Source organism: Cupriavidus sp. 96C5-1 (assembly GCF_057798855.1).
On sequence record NZ_JBYOJU010000005.1, the window covers coordinates 238,951 to 263,956 of the forward strand.

24 protein-coding genes are annotated in these 25,006 nt (G+C 66.6%); 7 read left to right on the forward strand and 17 right to left on the reverse strand.

Features of this window, described 5'->3' with window-relative positions; genetic code table 11:
* Window positions 1-32 precede the first annotated feature (32 nt).
* Window positions 33-1,283 carry an FAD-dependent oxidoreductase gene (locus AC3FOF_RS09565; protein WP_063637417.1) on the forward strand — a complete coding sequence of 417 codons (1,251 nt, stop codon included), beginning with the start codon at window positions 33-35 and terminating at the stop codon, window positions 1,281-1,283.
* A gap of 112 nt (window positions 1,284-1,395) precedes the next feature.
* Here AC3FOF_RS09565 and AC3FOF_RS09570 read toward each other — a convergent pair whose 3' ends face one another.
* Window positions 1,396-1,701: a hypothetical protein gene (locus tag AC3FOF_RS09570; protein ID WP_017228317.1), complete on the reverse strand. Its 306-nt coding sequence runs from the start codon at window positions 1,699-1,701 to the stop codon at window positions 1,396-1,398.
* Window positions 1,702-2,275: 574 nt separating this feature from the next.
* Between AC3FOF_RS09570 and AC3FOF_RS09575 the strand changes: the two genes are divergently transcribed.
* On the forward strand, window positions 2,276-2,722 hold the full coding sequence (locus AC3FOF_RS09575; protein ID WP_488726453.1) for a copper resistance protein CopQ: 447 nt from the start codon (window positions 2,276-2,278) through the stop codon (window positions 2,720-2,722).
* Between the two features lie 321 nt (window positions 2,723-3,043).
* On the forward strand, window positions 3,044-3,610 hold the full coding sequence (locus tag AC3FOF_RS09580) for a TetR/AcrR family transcriptional regulator (RefSeq protein WP_017228320.1): 567 nt from the start codon (window positions 3,044-3,046) through the stop codon (window positions 3,608-3,610).
* Between the two features lie 117 nt (window positions 3,611-3,727).
* Here AC3FOF_RS09580 and AC3FOF_RS09585 read toward each other — a convergent pair whose 3' ends face one another.
* Together AC3FOF_RS09585 and fliD are read right to left on the reverse strand one after the other, a co-directional pair.
* Window positions 3,728-5,452: an MBL fold metallo-hydrolase gene (locus AC3FOF_RS09585; RefSeq protein ID WP_276266974.1), complete on the reverse strand. Its 1,725-nt coding sequence runs from the start codon at window positions 5,450-5,452 to the stop codon at window positions 3,728-3,730.
* A gap of 130 nt (window positions 5,453-5,582) precedes the next feature.
* A complete protein-coding gene (gene fliD, locus AC3FOF_RS09590; RefSeq protein WP_488726454.1) occupies window positions 5,583-7,010 on the reverse strand; it encodes a flagellar filament capping protein FliD in 1,428 nt (475 codons plus the stop codon).
* 545 nt (window positions 7,011-7,555) lie between these two features.
* Between fliD and AC3FOF_RS09595 the strand changes: the two genes are divergently transcribed.
* The gene (locus tag AC3FOF_RS09595) at window positions 7,556-7,819 is read left to right on the forward strand and encodes a hypothetical protein (RefSeq protein ID WP_276266972.1); all 264 of its coding nucleotides are present in this window, start codon (window positions 7,556-7,558) and stop codon (window positions 7,817-7,819) included.
* A 58-nt stretch (window positions 7,820-7,877) separates the two neighbouring features.
* On the opposite strand, the gene AC3FOF_RS09600 is transcribed toward AC3FOF_RS09595, so the two are convergent.
* The 4 genes from AC3FOF_RS09600 to AC3FOF_RS09615 form a co-directional block, all read right to left on the reverse strand.
* Complete coding sequence (locus tag AC3FOF_RS09600; RefSeq protein WP_276266971.1) at window positions 7,878-8,342, reverse strand: DUF4126 domain-containing protein; 465 nt, start codon at window positions 8,340-8,342, stop codon at window positions 7,878-7,880.
* 212 nt (window positions 8,343-8,554) lie between these two features.
* Window positions 8,555-8,989 carry a rubredoxin gene (locus AC3FOF_RS09605; RefSeq protein ID WP_276266970.1) on the reverse strand — a complete coding sequence of 145 codons (435 nt, stop codon included), beginning with the start codon at window positions 8,987-8,989 and terminating at the stop codon, window positions 8,555-8,557.
* Between the two features lie 90 nt (window positions 8,990-9,079).
* Window positions 9,080-9,778, reverse strand: coding sequence for an alpha/beta hydrolase family protein (locus AC3FOF_RS09610; protein WP_017226997.1), 699 nt, complete (start codon window positions 9,776-9,778; stop codon window positions 9,080-9,082).
* Complete coding sequence (locus AC3FOF_RS09615; RefSeq protein WP_488726455.1) at window positions 9,775-10,602, reverse strand: dioxygenase family protein; 828 nt, start codon at window positions 10,600-10,602, stop codon at window positions 9,775-9,777. The genes AC3FOF_RS09610 and AC3FOF_RS09615 overlap by 4 nt, the downstream gene beginning before the upstream one ends.
* 213 nt (window positions 10,603-10,815) lie before the next feature.
* On the opposite strand from AC3FOF_RS09615, the gene AC3FOF_RS09620 reads away from it, so the two are divergent.
* Window positions 10,816-11,772 (forward strand): LysR family transcriptional regulator, encoded by a 957-nt coding sequence (locus AC3FOF_RS09620; protein WP_488726456.1) that lies wholly within the window; start codon window positions 10,816-10,818, stop codon window positions 11,770-11,772.
* Here AC3FOF_RS09620 and AC3FOF_RS09625 read toward each other — a convergent pair.
* The 3 genes from AC3FOF_RS09625 to AC3FOF_RS09635 form a co-directional block, all read right to left on the reverse strand.
* On the reverse strand, window positions 11,769-12,170 hold the full coding sequence (locus AC3FOF_RS09625) for a hypothetical protein (RefSeq protein ID WP_488726457.1): 402 nt from the start codon (window positions 12,168-12,170) through the stop codon (window positions 11,769-11,771). The two genes, AC3FOF_RS09620 and AC3FOF_RS09625, sit on opposite strands and share 4 nt — an antisense overlap.
* Before the next feature lie 181 nt (window positions 12,171-12,351).
* A complete protein-coding gene (locus AC3FOF_RS09630; protein ID WP_488726458.1) occupies window positions 12,352-12,690 on the reverse strand; it encodes a thioredoxin family protein in 339 nt (112 codons plus the stop codon).
* Window positions 12,691-12,758: 68 nt separating this feature from the next.
* Window positions 12,759-14,135 (reverse strand): MATE family efflux transporter, encoded by a 1,377-nt coding sequence (locus tag AC3FOF_RS09635; protein WP_488726459.1) that lies wholly within the window; start codon window positions 14,133-14,135, stop codon window positions 12,759-12,761.
* A gap of 337 nt (window positions 14,136-14,472) precedes the next feature.
* Here AC3FOF_RS09635 and AC3FOF_RS09640 point away from each other — a divergent pair, with 337 nt between their 5' ends.
* The gene (locus tag AC3FOF_RS09640) at window positions 14,473-15,162 is read left to right on the forward strand and encodes a response regulator transcription factor (protein WP_017225117.1); all 690 of its coding nucleotides are present in this window, start codon (window positions 14,473-14,475) and stop codon (window positions 15,160-15,162) included.
* A 392-nt stretch (window positions 15,163-15,554) separates the two neighbouring features.
* Here the strand turns inward: AC3FOF_RS09640 and AC3FOF_RS09645 are convergent, their stop codons facing one another.
* The 7 genes from AC3FOF_RS09645 to AC3FOF_RS09675 form a co-directional block, all read right to left on the reverse strand.
* Window positions 15,555-16,598: a glycosyltransferase gene (locus AC3FOF_RS09645; protein WP_017225115.1), complete on the reverse strand. Its 1,044-nt coding sequence runs from the start codon at window positions 16,596-16,598 to the stop codon at window positions 15,555-15,557.
* A 104-nt stretch (window positions 16,599-16,702) separates the two neighbouring features.
* A complete protein-coding gene (locus AC3FOF_RS09650; RefSeq protein ID WP_488726460.1) occupies window positions 16,703-19,750 on the reverse strand; it encodes a SpoIIE family protein phosphatase in 3,048 nt (1,015 codons plus the stop codon).
* Window positions 19,747-20,511, reverse strand: a complete 765-nt coding sequence (locus AC3FOF_RS09655; RefSeq protein WP_035807641.1) for an amino acid ABC transporter substrate-binding protein — start codon at window positions 20,509-20,511, stop codon at window positions 19,747-19,749. Before AC3FOF_RS09655 ends, AC3FOF_RS09650 begins: the two co-directional genes overlap by 4 nt.
* 502 nt (window positions 20,512-21,013) lie before the next feature.
* Window positions 21,014-21,352 (reverse strand): STAS domain-containing protein, encoded by a 339-nt coding sequence (locus AC3FOF_RS09660; RefSeq protein WP_017225112.1) that lies wholly within the window; start codon window positions 21,350-21,352, stop codon window positions 21,014-21,016.
* A 123-nt stretch (window positions 21,353-21,475) separates the two neighbouring features.
* A complete protein-coding gene (locus AC3FOF_RS09665; RefSeq protein ID WP_488726461.1) occupies window positions 21,476-21,919 on the reverse strand; it encodes a hypothetical protein in 444 nt (147 codons plus the stop codon).
* A complete protein-coding gene (locus AC3FOF_RS09670) occupies window positions 21,894-22,292 on the reverse strand; it encodes a response regulator (protein WP_276269604.1) in 399 nt (132 codons plus the stop codon). The genes AC3FOF_RS09665 and AC3FOF_RS09670 overlap by 26 nt, the downstream gene beginning before the upstream one ends.
* A gap of 3 nt (window positions 22,293-22,295) precedes the next feature.
* Window positions 22,296-24,071: an ATP-binding response regulator gene (locus AC3FOF_RS09675; RefSeq protein WP_488726462.1), complete on the reverse strand. Its 1,776-nt coding sequence runs from the start codon at window positions 24,069-24,071 to the stop codon at window positions 22,296-22,298.
* A 495-nt stretch (window positions 24,072-24,566) separates the two neighbouring features.
* Between AC3FOF_RS09675 and AC3FOF_RS09680 the strand changes: the two genes are divergently transcribed.
* Window positions 24,567-24,962, forward strand: a complete 396-nt coding sequence (locus tag AC3FOF_RS09680) for a hypothetical protein (RefSeq protein WP_488726463.1) — start codon at window positions 24,567-24,569, stop codon at window positions 24,960-24,962.
* Window positions 24,963-25,006: the final 44 nt, after the last annotated feature.

A 25,006-nucleotide genomic window follows, 5' to 3' on the forward strand; every position in this document is an offset into this window, starting at 1 on the left:
GGAATGGCGCTGTCCTGCCGGCACCGTCCGCGATGCCGGCAGCACCTCTGCATATCTCCATCGTCGGCGCTGGCCTGGGCGGGCTGTGCCTGGCGCAAGCCCTGAACCGGCGCGGCATTGCCTTCGATGTCTATGAGCGGGACGCGGCGCCGGCGAGCCGTACCCAGGGCTATCGCATCCGCATCGACCATATGGGGCAGCAGGCACTGGAGGCTTGCCTGCCAGCCGAGCTGTTCTCCTTGTTCAAGGCAACCAGTGCGCTACCCGTGCAGGGCGTCAACCTGGTGGATACCCAGCTTGAAGCCGTGAGAGGAAAGTGGGTGGATGCATGGCGGCGGGCCAGCGGCGAGGCGGGATCGTGCGAAGCGGACGACCTGAGCGTGAACCGCCAGACCCTGCGCGAAATCCTGCTGGAGGGCATTGGGGACCGCGTGCATTTCGGCAAGGCCTATGTGCGCTATCGCGAAGGCGACGATGGCCGTGTCCTTACCAGCTTCTCGGATGCTTCATCCTCGGTATCGGACCTGCTCGTGGCGGCGGACGGCGTGAATTCGATGGTGCGCAGGCGCCGCCTTCCGGCCGCCATGCCGGCCGACACGGGCTTTGTCTGCGTTTACGGCAAGACCTACCCGGCCCCCACCGTGCTGGAGCGGATCTCGGATCTGCTGCCGTCCCGGACATCCATCGTCTTCGGCGACGGCCTTGCGGTCATCATCGATCCGATGCGGTTCCGGCCGCAGCCGGCCGGCTATCGGCTGAGCAAGCCCGAGGACTATATTTACTGGGCCGTTGTCGGCGCGCGTGAAAAGCTTGGCATCGGCTGGGAAGGTGGGGATGCCTTGAGCCAGGACGAGCTCGCTGCCCGCCTGGAACGCACGACGAAGGAATGGCACGCCGGGCTGCACGCGCTCTTCCGGGAGGGGGATCGTTCCGCGCTGGCGATGCAGCCCGTCAGGACCGCCGACGTGCCTTCCGCCTGGCCAGGCAATGCTATCACCATGCTGGGCGATGCCATCCACAGCATGAGTCCGGCGGGTGGCCTGGGGGCAAACACGGCGCTGCACGATGCGCACCTGCTGGCGCGGCAACTGGGCGAGGCCGCCGCGGGCCGCTTGCCGCTGCGGGCGGCGATTGGCAGCTATGAAGCCGCCATGCGCGGACACGGCGCCCGCGCGATCCTGGCGTCGCAGCGTGCGACCGAGGTCCTGCTGGGTTCGCGGGACAGCCGTCATGGACGGCCCGAGCCGGTCCTGGCCGGCCAGGCGCCGCGCGCGTTGCGATGAAAAGGGCAGGGAGGGGAACGAGAAACCAGAAAGCAGGAATGGGGACTGAACCGGCATTGCCGTGCCGCGATGGCCTCCACCGCGGCACGGCAATGGAATGCGGCTCGGGTCATTATTTCGACTTCGCGCCGTCGGTGTACGGATCAGGCTTGCCGGTCTTGGCGCCATCCGTGTAGACGTCTCGCTTGCTCTTGTCGGCCCCGTCGGTGTAGGGATCGGCCTTGGTCTGCGTGGCGTTCAGGTTCATCTGCGTGGACTGCTTGGCTCCATCGGTGTAGGGGTCGAACTTGCCGGACTTGGCCCCGTCCGTATAGGGATCGGTCTTGCCCACCTTGGCGCCGTCAGTGTATGGGTCTGCCTGCTTCTGCTGGCCGTAGCTCAAGCCCGCCGCCGTCGCCGCGGCAACAAGTAACGTCATTGTGAGTACTCTGCGCATCGTTTGCTCCGGTAATGAAGAGGTGTGCCGTTGCCGACTCAGGAAGGAACGATCGGGCCGGGGCGGGCGGTTGCCAGCCGTGGCACGCAAGGCGGCCGGGACAGACACCTCGGAAGGGCCAACGGGGCGCGCAAATGCCTCCATACGGTGTGCCAATGCTGCGCCCCGCACAGTTCATCCTAGGAGTGAATTTCAGGAGGCCGAAGCAAAAGCTTGTAAATCCTTGTTGCATCTGCACTTCCTGCACAGGGCCGCCTGCTGCCGGCTCTGGCGTACTTTTTCCAGCGGGCGCAGGGGCCGGTAACCGGGTCAATAAAAACACCTTGACTATCTATCTATCAGTAGATAATATTCAGCGCATGGAAGCCACTGCTCCGCCCAGGCAAGAAAAGCTGAAGCAGGAAAGAGGATCCAACGCAGTGCCCCGGGAAATTCCCGTTTTTTTTGGCTTTCGCATCTATCTACTAGTAGATAACGGTCAAATGAACAGAAGATGCCGGCGCGTACAGATTCGATTCCGCCCCAGCGCGGATCCTCAATGTGAATGGAGAACATCATGAGCACGAACGTTTTGGCCAAGAGCCTGATCACCGCCGTTACCCTCGCCGCTGCTTTTGCCGCTGGCCAGGCGCAGGCTTCGGGCCCGAAGGACAGCAGCTTCGCCGGCGACCGCTACGGTTATGAATTCCGTACCAATACCAATACCCGCAGTGCTTTCACCGACGGTGCCCGTACCGGCAAGTTCGATCCGTACACGGACGGTGCGCGCATCGTGGCAGGTCTGGACCGCATCGGCGTATCGGCCGCGCCGGCGCGCAGTGTCGACCAGTTCACCGATGGCGCGCGTGCCGGCAAGTTCGATCCGTACACGGATGGCGCGCGCATCGTGGCAGGTCTGGACCGCACGGGTGTTTCGGCTTCCCCGGCTCGCAACGCCGACCCCTACACGGATGGCGCGCGTACCGGCAAGTTCGACGTGTTCACTGAAGGCGCCAACGTCTGAGCGCTGGTGCCCATCGGGATGGTCGTGATTGGCGGGGCCGGGCCAGACCGGTTCCGTCGCTGAAAGACGGGTCGGCAAAGACATAAAGACATCGCATCGAAATCGAGTTGGAGTCCATCATGAATCTACGCGACAGCTTCCTGATCCTGGCCGGCTGGGTGGTGCTCTGCGTTGCCAGTGGCTCTCTGGCCACGGTGGTCGCGCAAGTGCTGCCGGCTTGACCCGGCGTGCATGTGCATTGTCGGGCTTTTTGCGGCCACACACTGCGGTTACACTTGAAATTGGCTTGAGGATCTATCGATAGATAGATAAGATCGCGCTATGAAAACGCAATCCGTACGCGAACAACTGCTCGAACACACGCTGGTGCTGATCCGCCGCCGCGGCTTCAATGGTTTCAGCTATCGCGATCTGGCCGAGCTGGTCGGGGTCAAGACCTCGAGCATCCACTATTACTTCCCCGCCAAGGACGATCTGGTGCTGGAGGCCGTGAAGGAATACAGCGCCCGCATCTCGGCGCGGCTGCGCAGCGTGGATACCTCGCTTTCGCCACGCGCGCAGGCGGAGGGGTACCTCGAATCCCTGCGCACAGCGGCCTGTAGCGACCAGATATGCCTGGCCGGGATGCTCTCCACCGAAACCCTGTGCCTGCCGGAATCGGTGCATGCCGAACTCAAGGCGTTCTACCGCATGAACGAGGCCTGGCTGATGGGGCTGATCGAGCGGGCGCAAAAGGACTATGGCAAAGTCTTTCCAGTGACGGCCAAGGCGATGGCGCAGGTGATTTACGGTGCCTTGCAGAATGGCCTGATCGTCGCGCGGCTGTTCGGGGCTCCCGAGCGGCTCGAGGCAGCAGCCGATCTGCTGCTGGCTTCCGTCTCCGAGTAAGCGGGGACGCGTGGCGCGGATCCACATCCCGGTACGGCAGAGTTGTGAATTGTGAAAGAGCCGGCCCTTCGCGGGCCGGCTCTTTATTGCGGCGAAGCGGCTGCCCGGACCCTCGGGCTAGCCTGCCGGGTTCTCTGCCGCCAGCTGCCACTTCTGACCGGACTCCACCGCGCGTCCGTCCAGCGCGAGCTTGTGCAGGTGCGCCAGCAGGGATCGCTGCGCCACCGGATGCATCCGTTCGGGAACATCGTCGTAGACGCGCAGGAGCAGGGCGTCGAGGCAGGATTCGCCCAGCTCGCGCAGTGCATTGAGCACCTTGGCTTCGCGTTGCATGCGATGGCGGATCAGGGTGCGGATGGCGTCCCCGGGCCTGGCCATCAGGAAGCCGTGGCCGGGTGCGAGCCATTCGAGGTCTTCCTGCTGGAGGGCGGCCAGCGAGGCCAGGTAAGCCTGCATGTCGCCATCCGGCGGATTGATGACGACGGTGGAGCCCTGCATTACGTGGTCGCCGGTGAACAGGGTCTTTTCTTCCTCGAGCAGGAAGCACAGATGATTGGACGCATGCCCGGGGGTATGGACGACGCGCAGCGTGCTGCCGCTGCCTAGCACCAGGCGCTCGCCATGCGCCAGGATGCGGTCGGGTTGGAACGTCTGGTCTTGCCGCGACGCAGGCGGCGCCGCCCGGCCCAGCACCGGCGCGCCGGTAGCCGCCTTGAGCCGCGGCGTGGCCGGCGAGTGGTCGAGATGGGTATGGGTGGCAAGGATCCAGCGGATCGGTCCCGGCGCGGCTGCCAGTACCGCGGCCACATGGGTTTCGTCATCGGGGCCCGGGTCGATCACTGCCCATTCGTTGCGCGCCGGATCTCCGACGAAATACGTATTCGTGCCCGGCCCGGTCATCACGCTGCCGTTGTTCGCGGTCACGCGCCAGATGCGATCGGACAGGCGCACCGGGACACCGGCTGCCAGCTCGTAGCGCGCATGGCCCTCGCCATGCGGGTCGATGCGCTCGATTTCAGGATAGGCAGGCTCGCTCGGCAGCACGGGACGCGGGCCGCCACTGCCCAGGGCCAGGCGGGGCATGATGCGGACGATATCGCGAAGCTGCGCGGCGTGGTCGAAACAGGCTTGCGCGCTGTCGAAGCGGGCAATCGACGCGAGCGTGCGCCGTGTGACAGGCACCAGCTTGAGCCCGCGCGCCGCATCGATGGCATCGGCCGGGCGCACCCAGAGATGCTCCACGGCTTCGTCGCCATCGTGCGCGGCGGTCTGGCCGGCAGGCGCCACGGCCACGAAGAAGCGCGTGTCGAAGCGCTTGGGCAAGCCGGGGGGCGTCAGCCAGTGGCTGTGGTACGCCAGGCGATCCACGGCCAGCCGCACATGCAGGCGTTCGCAGAGCTGCGCCATGCCCGGGCCGCCGCGCCGGGCGGATTGCCGGTACCAGTCGTGCTGCTGCGCGTCGAGCTGGTCCAGGGCGATCAGCCGGCTGCCGGCATCGCTGGCAAAAAGCAGGCCGGCCTCCTCGAAGCACTCGCGCACGGCAGCGAGGTAGAAATCCAGCCCGCCGTCCGGCAGCCCCAGGCGCTGGCTTGCCAAGGCATCGTCCAGGCCGGTACAGAGAGCGTGCAGGGTCTTGTCTTGCGGATCGAGCGTGCCGCCTGGAAAGACGAAGGCGCCGCTGCTGCGGTCGTCGTTGCGCTCGGCGCGCCGGACCAGCAGGACTTCCATGCCGGCCGCGCCATCGCGTACTACCAGGATGCTGGCGGCGTGCCGCAGCGAGGTTGACCGCGAAGTTGACCGCAATGGGGGGGTGGCGTTGCCGCTCTGTTCTTGTTCGCTCATGTCCGGCGGATTCCTGGTGGGCCAAGCTGGATTCAGGCGATAGTGTAGCGGTATCGCCCGGTTATGCCACCGGGGCAAAGCGAGACAGGCGATGGCGCCGCCCGGGCAGGCAGGGCGGCGCGGGTGCTGACTACTTGTTCGACGAGTTGTTCAGCGAATTGAACTGCTGCGTGAGGTAGGTCTTGGTGGCGTTCATCTTGGTCATGATCGAGTCGAGCTGCTGGAACTGCGCGCGGTAGCGCGCCATCGTAGCGTCGATGCTGGCCGACGTTTTCGTGTAGGTGGTCTTGAGGTTCTTGATGTTGGTGTTGACCCCTTCGGTGGCGGTGGTCAGCAAGCCCTTCGTGTCGGAGAACGATTTGGCCATATTGGACAGCTGGTTGCCATAGCCGGATTTGCCGTCGACGCCGCTGAAGAGCTGGGCTACGCCGGTGCGGTTCTCGGTGAGCGCCTTGTTCAGCTTGCTCGTATCGAGCGCCATGGTGCCGTCTTTATTGAACTTGATGCCAACCTGGGTCAGGTTGACCAGGCTCTTGTCGTTGCTGGCGGTCTGCGGCGTGTTGAAGATGGAGCGCAGCTGGTTCTGGATCGCGCGCAGGGTGCCGTCGCCCGTCAGGATGCTGGCGCTCTTGCTGGTCTGGTCGACGGAGGTGAGCTTGGCGGCCGTGGTCTGCAGCCCGTTGTAGGCGGTGACGAAGTTCTGGACCGCGGTGGCCATCGCGCCGGTGTCCGTGGTCACGGTGACGGTGCTGGTGCTCTTGCTGATCAGGTTGAGGGTGATGCCCTGGGCGGCGCCCTGCACGGTGTTGGTCGGGCTGGTCACGGCAATGCCGTTGATGGTCAGCTTGGCATCGGCGGCCGCGATGTTTTCCTTCATCGCCTTGGTGCCGGCGGGGTCGTAGGCCAGCAGGCCGCTGATCGTGCTGGCGTCGCCGCTGCCGTTGCTGTCGACCGAGACGCGCATGCTGGACGCCGCACCGGTGGTGTTGGAGGTCAGCACCAGGTGATAGGGCGTGCTGCCGCCGTCATTGACGATGCTGGCGGTCACGCCCGAGTTGGACGCGTTGATGGCGTCGCGGATGCCGCTCAGCGTGTTGTTGGTGCCGTTGATGTTGATCGAAGCGGCCTTCGCGGTGCCGGGCGTGAACGTGGTGCCGTCGGTCGTACCGAATTCAATCGTGATCTTGGCGCTGCCCAGCGCCATGCCGGTGCCGTCGACGACGCCCTTGGATACCAGCGTCTGCGATTGTGCCAGTTGTGTTACGTCGATCGCATAGCTGCCCGCGACGGCGGTCTTGTCGGCCGATACGGTCAACGCGCCGGTATTGCTGGACGTGGTGGTGGTGCTGTTGTACAGGCTTGCCATGCCCAATGCCGAGGCGGCGTTCTGGAAAGTCGCCAGCGACGCTTGCAGCAGGCCATAGGCGGACAGCTTGTTGGTATGTGTGGTTTGCTTTGCGGCGATGTCGGTAAGCTTCTTCTCTTCCGCTTTCTGCAAATTGTCCAGCAGGGTAGCCAGCTCTAAGTTGGATCCGACACCGATTGAAGAAATAGCCATGATTGCAGCCTCTGAATGATGTGTTGGAGGGAGATCGGCCCGCCAGGGCGGTCCGGCTAATCAGGAAGTCCGAAAGCTGGCAGGTGATACGGCTGCCATGCCGGATTTCCTCGGGCGAAGTACTGATCGATGGCGTCGCCGCGGGCGTCCGCTGTATTGCAACGAGCCGCTGGCTTCGGGCAGAAACTCCGGTGCCGTTCGCCTGGCTGCCGCATCGCCCGTGATCCTGTCGAGACGAGGTTCGATCCGGGTAAGCGAGGGCAGCCGTTGGACGGCACTGCCCCTTGAGATGCTGATATCGTTCCGACCCGGGTGCGGCGAACTGCATGCCAAGTGTGATCCGAGCCGTTTGCATCACTTTTTACAGTCAAGATCGTAGCGGTGCGTCTTCCGCGCCAATTGGCGGAATAGCGGGTGGAAAGCGGCGCTTATCGCGCTCAAGTAATGGCATCCCCGCACTGGCAAGGCCCGGCGCGGCAAAGTGTGTCCCTGGCTCGTTACGCAGTCACGGACCCGGGCCTGGCCAACTACATACGGGAGCGGAAATGAACCGAAAGGGTTTGCTCGATGCGGCTGCGGTATTGGAGGACCTGGCGGCGGGCCGCCAGCCGGATCGCGACCGGCTGGCCGCAGGCGCGCTTGCGCTGGAGGCCATGCACGCGGATCACCCGTCGTGGCGCGATATGACCGATGCGGCGTTCGGCCTGCATGCGCTAGCCGGGGGCGACGCGCTGGGCCTGGACGAGAGGGGGCGCGCACGCGCCGCGCGCCTGGCGGAAGTGGTCCGCAGCCTGGTCGATTCGCTGTAGATCCGGGCTGCTGCCCGCCGCGGTGCCGGACCTCGGGGCTGCTTACCGATGGCGGTGCTTATGCCAGCGAGAGCACGATCAGCGCGGCGCCGAAGACGGCGACGATATCCTCGACCAATGCTGCCGGACGGTCCTTGCCAAACGACGCGACAAGGCGCGCCCGGCCCCCCGCGCCGCCCAGCGTCCCGATGACAGCGCCGGCGACGCCAAGGATCGCCCCGCCAACCAGCATGCCGCCCGCCGCGCCGATGGTGGCGCCGGAGAGCCCGCCCGACAGGAGCCGCGCGCCGAACTGCGGCGGTGTCTTGCGGCTCGGTGTGCCGGGCAGCTTGTCGGTGACCAGTTCGGCCACGGCGAGCAGGCTGAAGAGCCATGGTGTGAACCGGTAGCCCATGAAAGCCAGCCAACTGCCGGAAATATCCAGCAAACCAGCGTCGATCGCCCAGCTGACAGCGGCAGGCGCTGTCATCGCGCGCAGGCCAGCCACGATGCCGATCAGAAGCGAGAGCAGGTAAAGCATCATGGAGGCTCTCCTTGAGGCTGGCGCGCAGGGGACGCATTGCCCGCATCAGCTTAAACCCCGGCGCGGCCCGGCCATGTACGCTACCCCACGCAACGGGCATGCTATCGGCCGGCGCCATTGCCCTTCCTGGCGAGGCAAGGTTGCCGGCCGGCCGGCCGGCGGCATGGCAGCCACATGCATATGGGCTCGCTCCCGGAAGACCCGTGAGCCGCTCAGAATTCCACCATCGCAAAGTCTTCCTTGCCCACATCGCACAGCGGGCAGCGCCAGTCGGCGGGAACGTCTTCCCAACGCGTGCCGGGCGGGATGCCGTCTTCCGGAAGGCCCGCGGCCTCGTCGTAGACCCAGCCGCAGATGATGCACACCCACTGCTTGAATTCGTCGCTGGCGCAGGAAGCGGGCACATCGGCTTTTGCCGGCGCGGGCGCATTGCCGCGTTCGCCTGTCGCTGCCTGCGCCGGCTCATCCAGGCTGAACACGAGCGGCGCGGGCGTGCCTTGCTCGCCCACGGCCAGCCGCGCCTGCAGCAGGGAAAGCAGCTGCCGCGCCTCTTCGGTGGTCAGGTCGATCCAGTATGGATCGCCCGCGCCGTCGTTCAGCCGCTCAGGGGAAAACTGGATCTCTACTGCGGTGCCTTTTTTGTACATGCGGTTGGAAATGGGGTTTTGCCAGCGGTTTCCGTGCGGTTCCGCTGGCGGGGGAGGCTGAATGCTAAAGCAAATCCGCCAGGCTTGCCGTCACGCCAGACGCAGCACGCCGGCGAGCCATTGCCTGAAATCGGCCACGACATCGGCGTTCAGTTCATGGCCGATCGGGTAACGCCGGGTCAGGTGCGCGACGCCCAGCGCGTCCAGCCACTGGTCGGCGCGCTCGGCCCACGCAACCGGCAGCTTGTTGTCGAGATTGCCGTGCGCGATAAAGGCCGACAGGTTCCCGAGCGCTGGACGTGGCGCGATATGGGGCTCGATTTCCGGCAGGATCCGCCCGCTCAGCACCGCGAAGCCCGCAACGTCGGCGGGCGCGCTCAGGCCGACGCTGGCGCTGAGGATGCCGCCCTGGCTGAAGCCGGCAATCACCGTGCGCGCTGGCCGGGGGCCATCCTGGGCGTGCAGCGCGCGTACCAGGGCAATCAGTTGCTGACGGCTGCGCTCCGCCTGGGCAGCGTCGATGGCAGGCGCACCACCCTGGAAGCGCACCTCGAAAAACCCATGCTGGCCGGGCCCGAAGACGAGCGGGCCTTGCACCAGTACCACTTGCACACGCGGATCGATCAGCGCGGCTACCATCGCCAGGCTGTTCTCGTTGCTGCCCACGCCGTGCAATAGCAGCAGCCGTGCTGCCGGGGGCGAGCCGTGGGCCGCGTCGCGCAGCCGATAGCGCAGGCCCGTCGTGGGGTCTTCGATCAGCGGGCCGATGCCGATGCTGGTGGGGGTCATAGGATCTCCGGGGTGCGTTGCGCCGGCCGGGACTGGCCGATCGCGTAGGACTCCATCGACAGTACGCCATAGGTAATGCCGCCGTCGATGACTTGCAGAGGTTCTCCCGCCTTGGCCGCGCCGATGGCCGCCAGCAGCGGCAGGAAGTGCTCGTCGCTGGGGTGCGCGCGCGCGGCGTGCGGTGCGAGCCGGCGGTAATCGATCAACTGCTGGACGTCGCCGTTCCGCATGACGGCGTGCACCGCCTCGCGCACCCAGCCCGTGAACTCGGCCACATAGGGGGCATCGCTGCCATGGCCGCGAAACTCGTAGAGGTTGTGCGTCATGCTGCCCGAGCCCATGATCAGCACGCCTTGCTCGCGCAGCGGTGCCAGGGCGCGGCCGAGCGCCAGGGCGCCGGCAGGATCCAGTGGCTGGGGCAGGGAAACCTGGAATACCGGCACCCTGGCCTCGGGATACAGGTGCATCATCGGCACCCATGCGCCGTGATCGAGCCCGCGCCGTTCATCGAGGCGGGCGTGGTACCCGGCCGCGCCGAGCAGGGCGGCTGCGCGCGCGGCCAGCGCCGGGTGTCCGGGCGCGGGGTAGCGCAACGCGTACAAGGCCGGCGGGAAGCCGCCGAAATCGTGGATGGTATCGGGCTGCGCGCTGGCCGCGACACGCACCTCGCCCTGCGTCATCCAGTGCGGTGAAATCACCAACACCGCATCGACAGGCGGCAGGGCGCGGCCCAGCCGGGTTAGCTGCGGGCCCGCCAGGCCTGGCTCGACGGCGAAGGTGGGGGCGCCGTGGGAAACAAACAGCACGGGCAGTGCGGTTAACATGAGGGTCCTCCGGATGCCCCGGTCCTGGCCGTGGCTTGCAGCAACAAAGCAACGGGCCCCGCCTGCCGGCGCCGTTGCGCACCAGCGGGTCGTGCCCATTTCGACATTTCCATGGCCCAAAGTCTATTGGCTCGCTAACCGAAGATAAACAGGGGGCGATGTGATATATAGTCCCGATAATCGAGACAATAGGACGCAAACCGAGGCCAATTCATGGACCGAGCCCTGGAAATGACGGTATTTACTGCCGTGGTCGACGCCGGCAGCTTCGTGGGCGCGGTAGACGGCCTGCGCATGTCCAAGGCCGCGGTGTCGCGGCATGTGGATGCGCTGGAGCAGCGCCTGGGTGTGCGCCTGCTGCAGCGCACCACCCGCCGCCTCTCCCTCACCGAGGAGGGGCGGATCTTCTACCAGCGCGCCAGGGAGGTGCTGGCCGCGCTCGACGACGCCGAATCCGAGATCACCTCGCGCACGCTGGAGCCGAGCGGCCTGGTTCGCATCAATGTGCCGCTGACGTTCGGCATCCTGCATCTCGCGCCCCTGTGGAGCGCTTTTATGGCCGCGCATCCGCAGGTCGAGCTGGATATCACCCTCAACGACCGCGTGGTGGACCTGGTCGATGAAGGCTACGACCTGGCGGTGCGCATCGGCGACCTGTCCAGCTCGGCGCTGATCAGCCGCAAGCTGGCCACCACGCGCATGGTGCTGTGCGCGTCGCCCACCTATCTGGCGCGGCACGGCGCGCCGGCCCACCCGCATGATCTGGCGCAGCACCGCGTGCTTGCCTATACGAACTGGTCAGGCCGCGACGAATGGCATTTCGACGGTCCGGACGGCAGGGTGAGCGTGGGCACGCGCGCCCGCGTTCATACCAACAACGGCGATACCTGCCGCGCCATTGCCCTGGCGCACGGCGGCATCATGCTGCAGCCGTGCTTCATGCTCCAGGACGACCTGCGCCGCGGGGCACTGGTGGAGCTGATGCCTGAATTCCGCGCGAGCGAAATCGGTGTCCATGCCGTGTACCCCACGCGCAAGCAGCTCCCGCTCAAGGTGCGCCGGCTGGTGGATTTCCTGGTAGAGGCGTTTCGGGAGGTATCCTGGGGCGCGGCGGACACGGCAGGCATGGGTAGCAACCCGCCGGCTGCGGAGCGCCCCCCCTGGACCTAGAGTTTCTGCGTGGCCGCCAGGCTGAATATCTTTGCCCAGCGTTGGGCTTCCTTGCGATCTTTCATCGGGAAATGCCAGTCGCCTTGCGCATGGTGCGCCAGATGCAGGCCCAGCGCCCATTTCCCGTCCTTGGCCAGTGGCTCTGCGCTTTCGATATCCGCGAAGATAAACCGCGCCTGCGCGCCGCCGACGTCCAGCGCACCGCGCTTTTGCTCGGCATCGATGCGGATCGAGCCCCAGGGGCGCGCTAGCGAAAGTATCCGCTCCCCCTTGACCGTGACGCCGTGGATCGCGCGATAGCGACGAACCATGCCGGCCATCAGCCCGCCGAGTACCGCTGCGCAGAACAGGACCGCCGCAGCGCCCGCGAACGCGCCGAGCGCCGCGGACACCGTCATGTAGAGCTAGATCGCGCCATAGATGAGCGCCCCGATCAGTGCGAGTCCGGCGATGATGAATGGCACGTTTTTTCCTGGGTGGGGTGGGGTCGGGCTGGGCGGCGACGCAGCGGTGCCGCCAGTATAGCGGCCGGACGGCGCCGTCCCGGCGGCCGCGGCGGCCTGAGCCGAGCGCGGCCTCTTATTGCGCGGCGGGTCCGCCGATCAGCGCCAGCGCGGCTTCGATGGCGCGCGCGTCGTCCGGGCGCACCAGCCGTGCGACCTCGACGCCGTCGCGCAGAAAGACCAGCGTGGGCCACAGCCTGACCCTGAACGAGCGGCCCAGCGGTTTGCCGCTGCCGTCCTCGATCTTGAGATGGCGGATATCCGGATGGCCAGCCATCGCACTGGCCAGATGCGGCTGGGCCCGCATGCAGTGGCCGCACCAGGGCGCGCCGAATTCGATCACGGCTGCCCCTTGCATTGCTTCGATTTCGGCCCGCGCCGGTTCGCGTGCGGCATAGACTTCGGTCATCGCCATCTGGAGTCCTTTCGTTTGTTTTCATGCCTTGGGGGCGGTGGCGGGCATGGATGCCGGTTCTGCCGGCCTCAGGCCAACCGGCTGGCCTCGATGCGCGGCAGCGCCCGCGCCAGGGTGAGTCCGCGCGCGGCCATGAACAGCAGCAGCGCGGCCCACAGCCCGTCGTTGCCGAAGGGGCCTGACAGGGTGACGGCCGCCAGCATGAATGCGGCGAACGAGATCGCCATCGAGTGCATCAGGTCGCGGGTGCAGGTGGCGCCGATGAACACGCCGTCAAGCAGGAAGCCCCACACGGAGACCAGCGGCAAGGCGATGGCCCATGGCAGGAAGCGCCTGGCCGCGTCGTGCACCGGTCGCTGGTCGGTCAGGCACGCGATGATCCATTCGCCGGCACAGGCGTAGACCAGGGAAAAACACAGTGCTCCGGCCGCGGCCCAGGTCATCGTGACCCGGACCGCGCGCCGGAATGCGTCGCGATCCCGCGTGCCGATCGCGGCCCCGACGAGTGCCTCGGCCGCATGCGCGAAGCCATCTAGCGCGTAGGCCATGAAGGTCTGGAAATTCAACAGCAGTGCATTGGCCGCGAGGATCACGTCGCCCTGCTTTGCGCCGGCACGCGCGAACCAGCCAAAGCTGGCGATCAGGCACAGGGTCCGGACAAAGATATCGCGATTGAGGCAGACCAGCCGCTTCAGCGCCTGCGTATCCGCCAGCGCCGCCCAGCGCAGCGCCGGCAGGCCGCGCGGACGCAGCCGCCAGAGCAGCGTGGCGCCCAGCGCGAAACCGCAGCCGTCGGCAGTCGCGGTGGCAGCGCCGATGCCCGCGATGCCCCAGTCGAACACATAGACGTAGACCAGCACCGCGGCAATGTTCACCGCATTGATGGCTAGCTGGATCAGCAGCGCGAGCCGCACTTGCTGACAGCCAAGCAGGTAGCCAAGCACGACATAGTTGCACAATGCAAATGGCGCCGCCCAGATCCGCGCCTGGCTGTAGACGCGCGCGTGGTGCTGGAGCGTATCGCTGCCGCCGATCAGCCCCAGCGCATTGGAGATCAGCGGCATCCGCACCGCCAGCACGCCGAGACCGATCACGGCCGCCAGCAGCAGCCCGCGCATGAGCGTTGCGCGCAACGCGGCACCGTCCCGGGCGCCGAACGCTTGCGCGACAAGGCCCGTGGTACCCATGCGCAGGAAGCCGAAGCCCCAGAACACAAAGCTGAAGAACAGCCCGCCGGCAGCCACGCCGCCAAGGTAGGCGGGGTCGGGCAGATGGCCGGCAACCGCGGTATCGACCGCGCCGAGGATCGGCTGGGTCAGGTTGGCGAGGATGATCGGGAAAGCCAGCGACAGGACGCGGCGATGCCAGCCCAGCAGCGAGATGCGTGGGGACGCGCTTGGAGGGGGGCTGTCGGGATGCGTGGCGGGGCGATTGGCGTCGGTCACGGGGCGGGGTGAAAACGGTGTTCTTGAATACGGCTGCCATTATGGTCGAAAGTGGCTTGCCAGCCCGGCTGGGCCTTGCCGGATGTGCGGCGGCTTGCGTGCCCGTTTGCTTTGCTTCGGCCGCCACCAACGATTCTTATACCCCCACAAAGGGTGAGTTTCTCGGGGAAATACCGTGGCAGTGCAAATCTGCGCCGCAAATGCATTAGAACAGTAGGGTGCCGGGGGGCCAAGCGCCTATTTCAAGGAATTATATTCTTGCCATGTCGAGCTAACATAACATCCTCCCGCGCTAGCAGCGCGGCCTACCCTGCGCACCTTCCTGGGAGTTGAATGCATGTACACGGCCGTACTAGAAGACGATACCGACCAGCTGGATCTGATTCGCCTGTGGCTGGGGCAGGGCGGCCATCAGGCCAAGGGCTTCTCGACGGGCAGTGAATTCATCGCGGGCATCTCGCGCGAGCGCTTCGACTTGCTGATCATCGACTGGATGCTGCCCGATACCTCGGGCGACGCCGTGATCCGGTGGGCTCGCGAGCACCTTGGCTGGGAGGTGCCAATCGTCGTACTGACCGCAAGGGACGACGAGCAGACCGTGCTGACGGCGCTGAAGTCGGGCGCGGACGATTATCTGGTGAAGCCGGCGCGGCCGGCGGAAATGCTGGCCCGGATCGAGGCGCTATCTCGCCGCTACGGTATTGGCGGTGCCCCCGTGCTGCATCTCGGTCCTTACGAGATCGATATCCAGCGCGTGCGCATCGCGCTGGATGGCATGTCCATCGAACTGACGCAGAAGGAATTCGACCTGGCCGTGTACCTGTTCCAGAGCCCGGGCAAGCTGCTTTCGCGCGATCATCTGCTCAACCGCATCTGGGGCCTGAATGCGGACGTCGATACCCGTACCGTCGACACCCACGTCAGCCGGCTGCGCAAGAAGCTCAGGCTCGACGGCAGCAACGGCTGGAAGGTGTTCCCGGTCTATGGCTATGGCTACCGCTTCGAGCGCATCGGGGCGGAGGGCTGAATCAGGTCCGGCATTGCATGCTCGGCGCAAAGTTTGCCAGTCGCGCCGGCTGTTACTTCGGCAGCTGCCTGCGCACAACGGTTTCACGGGGCAAGCCGGTGCCGGTCAGGATCTGGCCGCTGGTTTTCTCCAGTTTCTGGCGCAGCGAAGGTGGACGGCACGACAGGGCCGGCCATACCCGGCAGCGCCAGCGGCCGGACCGGTGGACGGCCATCGCCCACATGCCCCGGCGCCCGCTATCGCGTGCATAGGTTTGGTAGTCTTCGCGCAGCCGCCCGTGGTATTGCGCCAGGCGCAGCGCAGGCGCACGCCTTCATGGCGTGCGGTGACCATGGCGGATACGCGTGGATGGCCCTGCACGGGACACGGCCGGACGGCGTGGTTGAGCGGGTTCATGCCACGGCTCCAAAGGCCTGGGCGTAACGGCCGGCCTGCCGTGCCGGTTCGAAGCGTTCGGACAGTTCGCGGCGTGCGCGTTCCGCTACGCCGTTGAGCAGGTCCGGCGAGGCATGGCGCAGTTCGCACAGCGCCCGGCCCAGGGCAGTGGGGTCGTTGGCGGCAAAATGAAAGCCGGTATCCCCGGGGCGCACCAGCGAGCCCGCACCGCCTGCATTTGGCACCAGTACCGGTACGCCGGCGGCGAAGGCTTCCAGCACCACCAGCCCGAACGGTTCTTCGGGGCAGGTGTGGACGAGCAGGTCGGCCTGGCGCAGATGGCTCGCCGCATCGGGCTGGAAACCATGGAAGCGCACGTTGGGCAGGTCCGTGGCTGCGGCCGCCAGCGCATTCTGTTCCTTGCCGCTGCCGTAAAGGTCGAAGCGGACGGCGCCGAGTTCCGGGTGGCGCCGTACCGCCTGCAGCAGCAGGCTGGTGCGCTTGACCCGGTCGAGCCGGCTCAGCATGATCACGCGCCGGATGCCGGGCTCGCGGAAGACCGGACGCCAGGCGACCCCCGCCGGCTCGATGAAGTTCTCCACCACGGCAATGCGTGTGCTATCCACCCCATGGGCTACCAGGCGGTCGCGGACGAACTCCGATACCGCAACGAAGCCAACCGGGAAGGGATTGAGCAGGCGCTTGCGGCCGTAGCCGGGTGTCTCGCCGGTGCCGCCATTCACGATGTGCAGGTGGCGGACCCTCGCGCCTTGCAGCGCCTGCATGGCGATCACCATCAGGGACTGCGACAGCCCCGTGGCGGCTACCGCCAGATCGGGCGAGGTGCGCAACGCGCGCCACAGATAGCGCGCGAGCGCGGCGGCGGAGCCGAAGCACTCGCTGCGCAGGCCGCAGCGCGCCGCATAGGCATGCACGGGCCCGGGCGGGGCGACGAGGATACCGTCGAAATTGCCGGAGAGGCCGCACAGCGTGCGCACCGCCATGCGCTCCGTGCCGAACAGCTGGCCGCTGTGGAGAATGTAGAGCAGGGGAGTGGTCATGGCACCGATCCAGGAGGGTTGGCCTGGATGCTATTGCACCGCATCGCGCTCCCAAGATCGTTACATGACTGCAAAACCCGCAATGCCGTCACTGCCAGGCAGGCCTAGCCCGCGCGCCGCTTGGTCAGGACCATGCGATTGACGCCATCGGCATGGGAGTACCGGACCGCGTCGCAGCTCTGGCGAATGATGTAGAGGCCGAAGCCGCCTTCCGAGCTTCCGCTGAAGTCCGGTTCCAGTCTTGCCGGCGGGGCGAAGGGCTGGCCGAGGTAGAGCAGTTCAAGGCGGCACTCGTCCATGGTGGAGCCGAATATGGCCTCCAGCGGCCCCGCATCCCTGTCGCCGCCATGCCGGATCGCGTTGCTCGCCAGCTCCACCGCGGCCAGGGCCAGCGCGGATGCGCGCTCTTCGGCCAGGCCGCAGGCCTGCGCGCGTGCCATGACGAAGATCCGCAAGGCGCTCAAGCGATCGAGCGCGCGCGGCATTTCGAAGCGCCATTCGCGCAAGCCGGTGCCTGCGCCTGGGGTCTGCAATACCAGCATCGTCATGTCGTCGGCGATACGGCCGCCCTGGACAAAGGCCTCCATGGTGCGTTGCATGCCGCGCGCGATCGTGCCCGGGCGGCAGTGGGTGCGCAGCAGTGCCCGCACCGTGTCGGTCAGCCGCTGCATGCCGAACCGCTCGCCGTCGGGCGCGACGGCGTCGGCCAGGCCGTCCGAGTAGAGCACCAGGGTATCGCCGGGCAGGAATGGCACAGTCTTTTCCTCGATCGTGGCTTCCTCGATAACGCCAAGCGGAGGGTGCTGGTTGGGCAGGAAGCTGTAGTCGGCATCGCCGCGCAGCAGCAGGGTTTCCTCATGCCCGCAGCCAACCCAGGTCAGCGTGCCGCGTGCGCGGTCCACGCGCAGGTAGCACACGGTCACGAAGCTCTCCAGCTGCTGCAGGTGCGGGTGCATGGCGTGCTGGACATGGGCCACGATCTGCGCCGGCGACGGCAGTTCGGCGTGTCCTTTGAGGGTGGAGCGGTCCTGCGTGTGCAGCTCGGCCAGGGAGCGGGCAAACTGCATCTTCAGCCCCGCGCCCAGCAAGGCCGCCGGTACGCCCTTGCCCATGGCGTCGCCGACGAGGATATCGAAGCAGTCGTCGCTGAACTGGAACAGGTCGACAAAATCGCCGTTGATACCCTGCGAGGCCACATTGAAGCCAGCCAGGGAGCAATCGAGCACCGAACCGGGCAGGTCGCGCATCAGCAGGCCGCGCTGGATGCCCGCGCCCAGCTCCAGTTCGGTGCGGCGCGCGGCTTCGGTGGCGCGTTCGCCGGCAATCTGCCGGCTGATATCGGTCTGGATCAGGAAGGCCTGGCGCAGCCGGCCGTTGCTGTCCAGGATCGGCACGATGGTGGAAGCCGCCCAGTACAAGGCGCCGTCCTTTTTCTGGTGCACCAGCTGGCCTTCCCAGGGACGGCCTGCCTGGATCAGCGCCAGCAGGTCGTGCTCGATGGGCTCGGTGCCGCCGGTCGGGCGCAGGAACCGGTTGCGATGGCCGACCAGCTCCTCGCGGCCGTAGCCGCTGGTGGAAGCCAGTTTGCGGTTGGCGTAGACGATGGTGCCGTCTGGCGAGAAGATGCTGACGATGGCGTGCTGATCGAGGGCGCGCTTGAGCAGGCGCAGGCTGGCCGAGGAATCCCGGTACCGTATCAGCAGTTGCTCCCGCTCCTCGGCGGCGAGCCTGGCGTCGGAGATATCGCGCAGGGTGCAGGACAGATAGTCCTGGTCGTTGGCCCGCACCGGCACCACCGATATCTCCACCGGGAATCGCTCGCCGCTGGCCCGCAACGCCGTCAGCTCGAAGCGCCGGCGCGTCAGCTGGCCGGGCCCGGACCCGCCGCCCTCGGCCTGGCTGGCGGCGATCAGGCCGCGCGACTCCGGCGGAAACAGCAGGGGCTCCAGCGGCTGGCCGATCGCCCGCGCCGCGCCATGTCCGAAGATCCGCTCGGCTTCCTGGTTGAATTCCAGGATGCAGCCGTGCTGGTCAAGCGTGACCATGCCATCCATGGCGGAAGTCAGGATGGCCGTCTTGCGGGCCTCGTTGCTGGCGATATCGCGGTGCAGGCTGTCCAGCGCGCCACGCACCTGTTCGTTGCTGCGCAAGCTGCGCCACGCCGCGGTACCGAGCGCGGAAAGGAATAGCAGGCCGGCAAGGGTTGCGCCGGCGACCCAGTCCAGAATCCTGTGCCAAGGGGCCAGGGCCTCCGTGTACGAGTGCTCCACCACGGTCACCAGCGGCCATCGGCGCGATGCGCGATAGGCGCCGATCGCCGCGCTGCCGTCAAGGCCCTGGCCGACGAAACTGCCGCGCTCATGTTGCGAAAGCAAGGTCTTGAAAACCGGATGCGACCCCATGCCGGCACCGCCGGGCAAGGGCATGCCGGCTGTCGTGGCCAGCGCCGTGCCATCGTAGTCGAGCAGCGCGGCCGAACGGGGCGCCTCGGCCAGCATCAGTTCATAGGCGTTGGCCAGGTAATCGGTATTGAGCGCAATCACGAGGTGGGCGTTGCCGCCGGATTTGAGCTTGATGGTGCGCGCCAGCGGCACGAAGCTCAGCGGCAGTTCGCGCGTGCGCGGATCCTTCGCTGCCGAGATCGCGGAGTCGAACAGGTCGCGGCCCGGCACCGGACGGCCGATCGCCATGAGCTCGCCGGGCTGCTTGCCTGCCGCATCGGGAAGCCGGGCGGGATCGATGCGTTTGTCGCGATTGGCCGGACTGGAGCTGGCGACGATCTGGCCATCGCCGTCTATCAGCGAGAAGCTGCGGACAAAGGGGGCACCCGCAATGGCCTCGGTCAGTAGCCGATTGAGCGCCGCGGCGCTCCGCGCGTCGCTGTAGCCGGACAGGTCTTCGTCAAAGGTATCCATCAGGAAGTTCGCGGTCCCGACGGCGCGGCTGCTCTGGTCGTCCAGCGCGCGAGCCAGCATTTCCACGCTGGCAAGCGTGTTCTCGATGATGCTCTTGCGTTCCCACCAGACGAAGCCGGTCGCCCCGGCAATCAACAGCACGGCCAGCGCCATGCAGCCCCACAGCACCGTGGTGCCATTGAGCCAGGCCGGAAGATGCGTGCTGCTGCCTGGGGGCAATGCCTGGGGGGGGATCACTTGCGTATCAGCACCTCGCTCAGTCCGTTGCGCTGCGCGGCCCCGGCCAGACGGCCGTCGCGCTTGATGCGGGTCACGAAGTCGTCGACGGTTTTGAACCATTCGTTGTCGCCGGGGCGCACCGCATAAGCATAGGGCAATGGGTGAAAGGGTTCCGGAGGCGAGATCAGGCGTGCCCAGTCGGCATTATCGAGCAAACGGCGGCTGTATGGATAGTCCGTCATGAACACATCCACCCGGCCCGCCTGCAGTTCCTGCTCGCGTGTCTGCGGCGGCGCAACGATGACCAGATTGGCTTGTTTCAGCGTGGCACGCATTGCCGGCTCCATGAAGGTGCCAGCCTGCACGGCGACATTGACGCCCGGCCTGTCGATGTCCACCCAGTCGCGCACAATGCGGCTGTTGCGCGTCACGATGCCGTAGATGCCGCTCTGCAGGTAGGGCCGGGTAAAACGCAGCGCCTGCTGGCGCTGCGGCAGCACCCCCACGGCGAACATGGCGACGTCGCAGCGGTTGCCAGCCACATCCTCGATCAGCGAGGGGAAGGAGGAGTCCACATACACGACCCGTACGCCCAGGTCGGCCGCCAGCGCCGCGGAGAGATCGATGTCGATGCCGCGCAGGCGCTGGCTGCGCGGATCGCGGAACGTGATGCCATAGTAGTCGGGCCAGATGCACACCCGCACGGTTCGGCTGCTCTTGACGTGGTCCAGCACGGCTCCGGCATGCGCGGGCGCGCCGGGGACCAGCCATGCCGCCATGGCCAGTGCCAGCGTGGCGCAACGCGCGGGGATGGAGATCCCACGCGGCGCATTCCTGCGGCTCGGCCGGCGCGTGGCGCAAGCCAGTGGCCTGGAGATCAGGGAAGCGGGCATTCCGGTCATGATCTTCGTTCCCTTTGCTTCGGCAGAACGGCGCCAACGGTCAACCGCCACCCAGGCCATGATCGAGGTCGGCGCACGGTCCCAGCCGGGCCGTGGCCGCCGGCGGCGCGAAACAGGCGGCCGGCGGCAGGCATGGCATCTCCGAGACCCATGGCTGGATTTAAGCGCCTGTCGCAGCCCCGAATGTTGCCAGATTGTGAACTTGTGCCCCCGGTCCGCTCCGTTTGCCCCGTGCCTTGTCCCCTCACGCTGTTGCTGGCGGCCGGGGTAGCGATGGCGCGCGCGTCGAGACCGGGGCGGGGCAGGGCTACAGTCATGGCGCAGGATGAAGGCCGAGTGCATTAGCGTGCATACGATTGCGCGATGGCCTGCGCACGGCTCAGGCGAAGGCGCGCAAGGCGTCTTCGCGGGTCTCGTGGATATTGAAGACGCGGTGCATGCGCATCAGCTCGAACAGCGCGCAAACCGGCCGCGGCATCTCGCACAGCTTGAAATCGCCCTTGCCCCTGTGGGTCTGGCGCAGGCAGGCGAGCAGCGCGCCCAGGCCCGAGCTGTCGACGAACGTGAGCCGGGACATGTCGAAGACAATGCGGTCGGCCTTCTCCAGCAAAGGGGCCATGGCCTCCTTGAAATCCTTGACGTTGCCGGCATCGAGATGCTCTTCGTCCAGGCGAATCGTGAGGATGCCCGAGGCTTCCTGTGTCGCGACCAGCTCCATGAATGGCTCCTTCGTGCCGTCGTATCCGGCAGGCAACGGGGCTTGCCGTATGGGGATTTAATGCCCGATGGCGGGCAACATTGTCACGGGAGTGTGAAATGGCTGGGGCAGGCTGGCGTCGCCTCAGGCGTCGGGCGTGCCATCCAGCGCGCTGCATCCGGCGGGACCGATGCCGGCACACGCCGCGCACGGGCGCTCAGCCGCTGCGGCGTCCGCGATGGCCAGGTCCATATCCGCCAGCAGTGCGGCCAGGGGGGCCGCCAGTTCGGTTGCCGCCGGCGCCACCGCTCGCCTGGGCAGGGCGAGCAATCGCCGCTCCAGGTCACGGGCCTGGCAGCAGATGGACTCGAAGCCGTACGCGCCTGCCGCGCCGGCCAGGCGGTGCAGCAGGCTGCAAAGGGCGCCGGTGGCAGCCGTATCGCTGCGGCCGGCAGCGATTGCGGCGAGGTCGGTCCAGGCCGCCGCCAGATCGGCACGGCGTTGGGCCAGCCCGGCCGCGAAGCGCAACTGCAGCAGGCGCAGGCGCCGGGCGATTTCGGCGTCAGCCGGGGCGCTTGGCGTGGGCATAGTTCCAGTAGATCTTGAGATTCTCGGCCAGCGTCATCGGATCGAACGGCTTGACGATCACGCCGGTGGCGCCGTGCTCCAGCAGTGCCTCGATCTCGTGCGGCAAGGCGCGCGCCGACATCAGGACCACCGCCGTGCCGGCCAGCTCCGGCATCCGGCGCATGGCATGCATGGCCTCCGGCCCGGTCATGCGCGGCATCATCACATCCAGCAGGATGAGGTCGGGCAGGAACGCAGGGGCCTGGGCCAGCGCCTCGGCGCCGTCGGCGCACATGCACAGCGCGTAGCCGCCCACGGCGCCGAGGCTGAACTCCAGGATGGTGCGAATATCCGGATCGTCCTCGGCACACAGGATCTTGCGCAGCTGTTCCATGGATCAGGGCTCGCTAAGGTTGCTCGCCTGCCTCACCATGCGCAGGAAGGTGTCGTTGCTGGTGTTGCGTTTGGGCAGGAAGTCAAAGCCCATTGCCCGGGCCTGAGGCGGGTCGACCGCATCCGAGTAGAGCAGCACGGGGGCGGGGCCGGCAAGACGCCGCAGATGGACTGCGACGGCATCGAGCGTCTCGCCGGCGCCCTGGGGGTCGGCGATCAGCAAGGCGGGCGCCACCGGCAGCCCGGTGTCGGCAAGCGCTTCCAGCGTCCGTGCCGGCAGCACCTGGAATTGGCCTTGCAGGAGGGCCTGGAGATGGGAGAGCATTGCCCGGTCGCGGTCGATCACCACGATGCGCGGCGCGCTGGATACGTTGGCGCCAGGGGCCTCGCCCCGCCAGTCCGGCAGATCGATATAGAATTCCGCGCCGTGGCCAGGCGTCGAGATCACGCCGATGCTGCCGCCCATGCGTTCCACCAGGATGCGGGTGATATGCAGGCCCAGGCCGGTGCCCGCGCCAGTGCGCCGATCGGAACCGTCGGCCTGCGAGAATTTCTCGAACAGCCGGGTGCGGAACGATTCGGGGATGCCGGGGCCGCGGTCGCGCACGGCAATGCGGACCTGGCCGCCGTGGTGCCAGCACCGGATCTCGACCGGTTGCCCGGGCGGCGAATGCTTCAACGCATTGGAGAGCAGGTTCGCCATGATCTGCAGGAAACGGTCGCCGTCGACACACACCTCCAGGCCGGTCGCAGGCCCGTCCACCCGCAGGGAGCGATCCAGCCGGCGTGCATAGTCCAGGTTGCCGGCGACGGCTTCTTCCAGCAGGTGATCCAGGGCATGGACGCGAGGGTAGAGCGTCATGCGATCGGCTTCGAGCTTGGTCAGGTCCAGCACATCGTCGATCAGGCGGCCCAGCCGTTCGCCGTTGCGCTGCGCCACTTCGGCCAGTTGTTGCGCGGGCTCGGGCAGCGGGCCTGCGGCGCCGCCGGCCAGCAGGCCGAGCGCACCCATCACCGAGGTCAGCGGCGTACGCAGTTCATGACTGACCGCACTGAGGAATTCGTCCTTGAGCCGCTCCAGTCGGCGCCGCTCGGTAAGGTCTCGAACCACCAGGGAGATACGTTCGGCGGTGTCCCCCTGCCATTTGCTGACGCTGACTTCGGCGGGAAACTCGCTGCCGTCCGGACGTCGCGCCAGCAACTCGCGGGATGCCGGGGGCGAGGCGGCGGCGTTGCCGGAGAGCCCGTCCGGGATCAGCGCCTCAAGCGCCAGCCCGGCCTCGGGCAAGGCCTCGACACCCAGCAGCGCCATGCCGGCGGCGTTGGCATCGCGTATGCGGTGGCTGCCTTCCACAGTCAGTACGGCATCGCCAACGTGGTCGAACAGCTCGCGATTATGCACCGCCAGGGCCGACAGGCGCGACTGAAGCTCCAGTACGCGGCCGATATTGCGCAGCTTGGCACCGAGCAACTGCGGGTCGACCGGCTTGACCAGGTAGTCATCGGCGCCTTCCTCGATGGCACGGACAAAATGGGGGGCGCCCTGCATCGACGACATCACCACCACGGGCAGCCAGCCGCCATGCTCCGCCGCACGCAGGCTGCGAGTGGCTTCATAGCCGTTCATGTCCGGCATCAGCAAGTCGAGCAGCACGACATCCACTGCCTGTTCGCCCACAAGCTGCAGGGCGCGCGCGCCGCTATTCGCTTCAATGGCGTGGTGTCCCGCCTGGCGCACCAGCGCCGCCAGTTCGCTGCGGCTCGCTTCGATATCATCCACAACCAGGACATGTAGCTGGTTGCCGCTGCGGGGAGGTGGGTTCGGGTCTGGCATCATGCGGTTCGCTGTCGGCATCTGCACATGGATGGCGAGCCTGGCACTGATGTGTCGATTATCACACACGGTCCCGCAGGTGGCTGCATAACGATCCCCCTTCCTAAGCAGGGGTTGGAAATCCCTGCTCTGCACCACTAAAGTGGACGAAACCACACAAGCAGCGGCCCGAAGCCGTTGCCGCGGAACATCGGGCATTCAGGGGGCGGAGCAGGGCAAACGTTGCCGGCCCGATCCAGCCTGGCCCGAGCCTGGATCTGCCTGCGGGCATCGCGCCATCGCGCGCGCATCCAGGCCAGGTTGGCAAAGCTGGCGAAAATTATCTAGAACAAGATGACGATGGATCGAATTACGCCATCGATGCATTGAAGATTGCGGCTCGCAAGGCTTCGCTTGCGCAGAAGACCGGTGGCGGCTGCGCGTACGGGGACATGCGAGGACATGATGAACAGCGTCGGGAAGCAGGATGAGGACGGAAGGCCTTCGCCGCTTCGCATTCTTCTGTACCTGGCGGGCGCCGCGATCCTGGCCGCAGGCATTGCTGCCAGCGCATTCCTGTATATGAGCGCGACCAGCAGCACCGGCAAATACCTCGAATACGCGGCGTCGGGGTCCAAGCAATATGCGCTTCAGCTCGAGGGCGTGGGGGGCAGGGCGACCTTCCTGGCGGCGGAGCTCACCCGCTGGCTGGAAGGCGTATGGCACAGCAGGTCGTTCGCCTATGTCGTGCTTGTGCTGTGCACTGCTGCCGCCTTTGCATGCTTCCTGGCCGCACATGGCCTGGGGGCACGTTCGTTTTCGGAGCAGATCGGCGACGACGACGACCGGTCCGCATAGATGGCGGCGGCGAAACCGGATAATAGCGCGCAATTTCTCTGTTT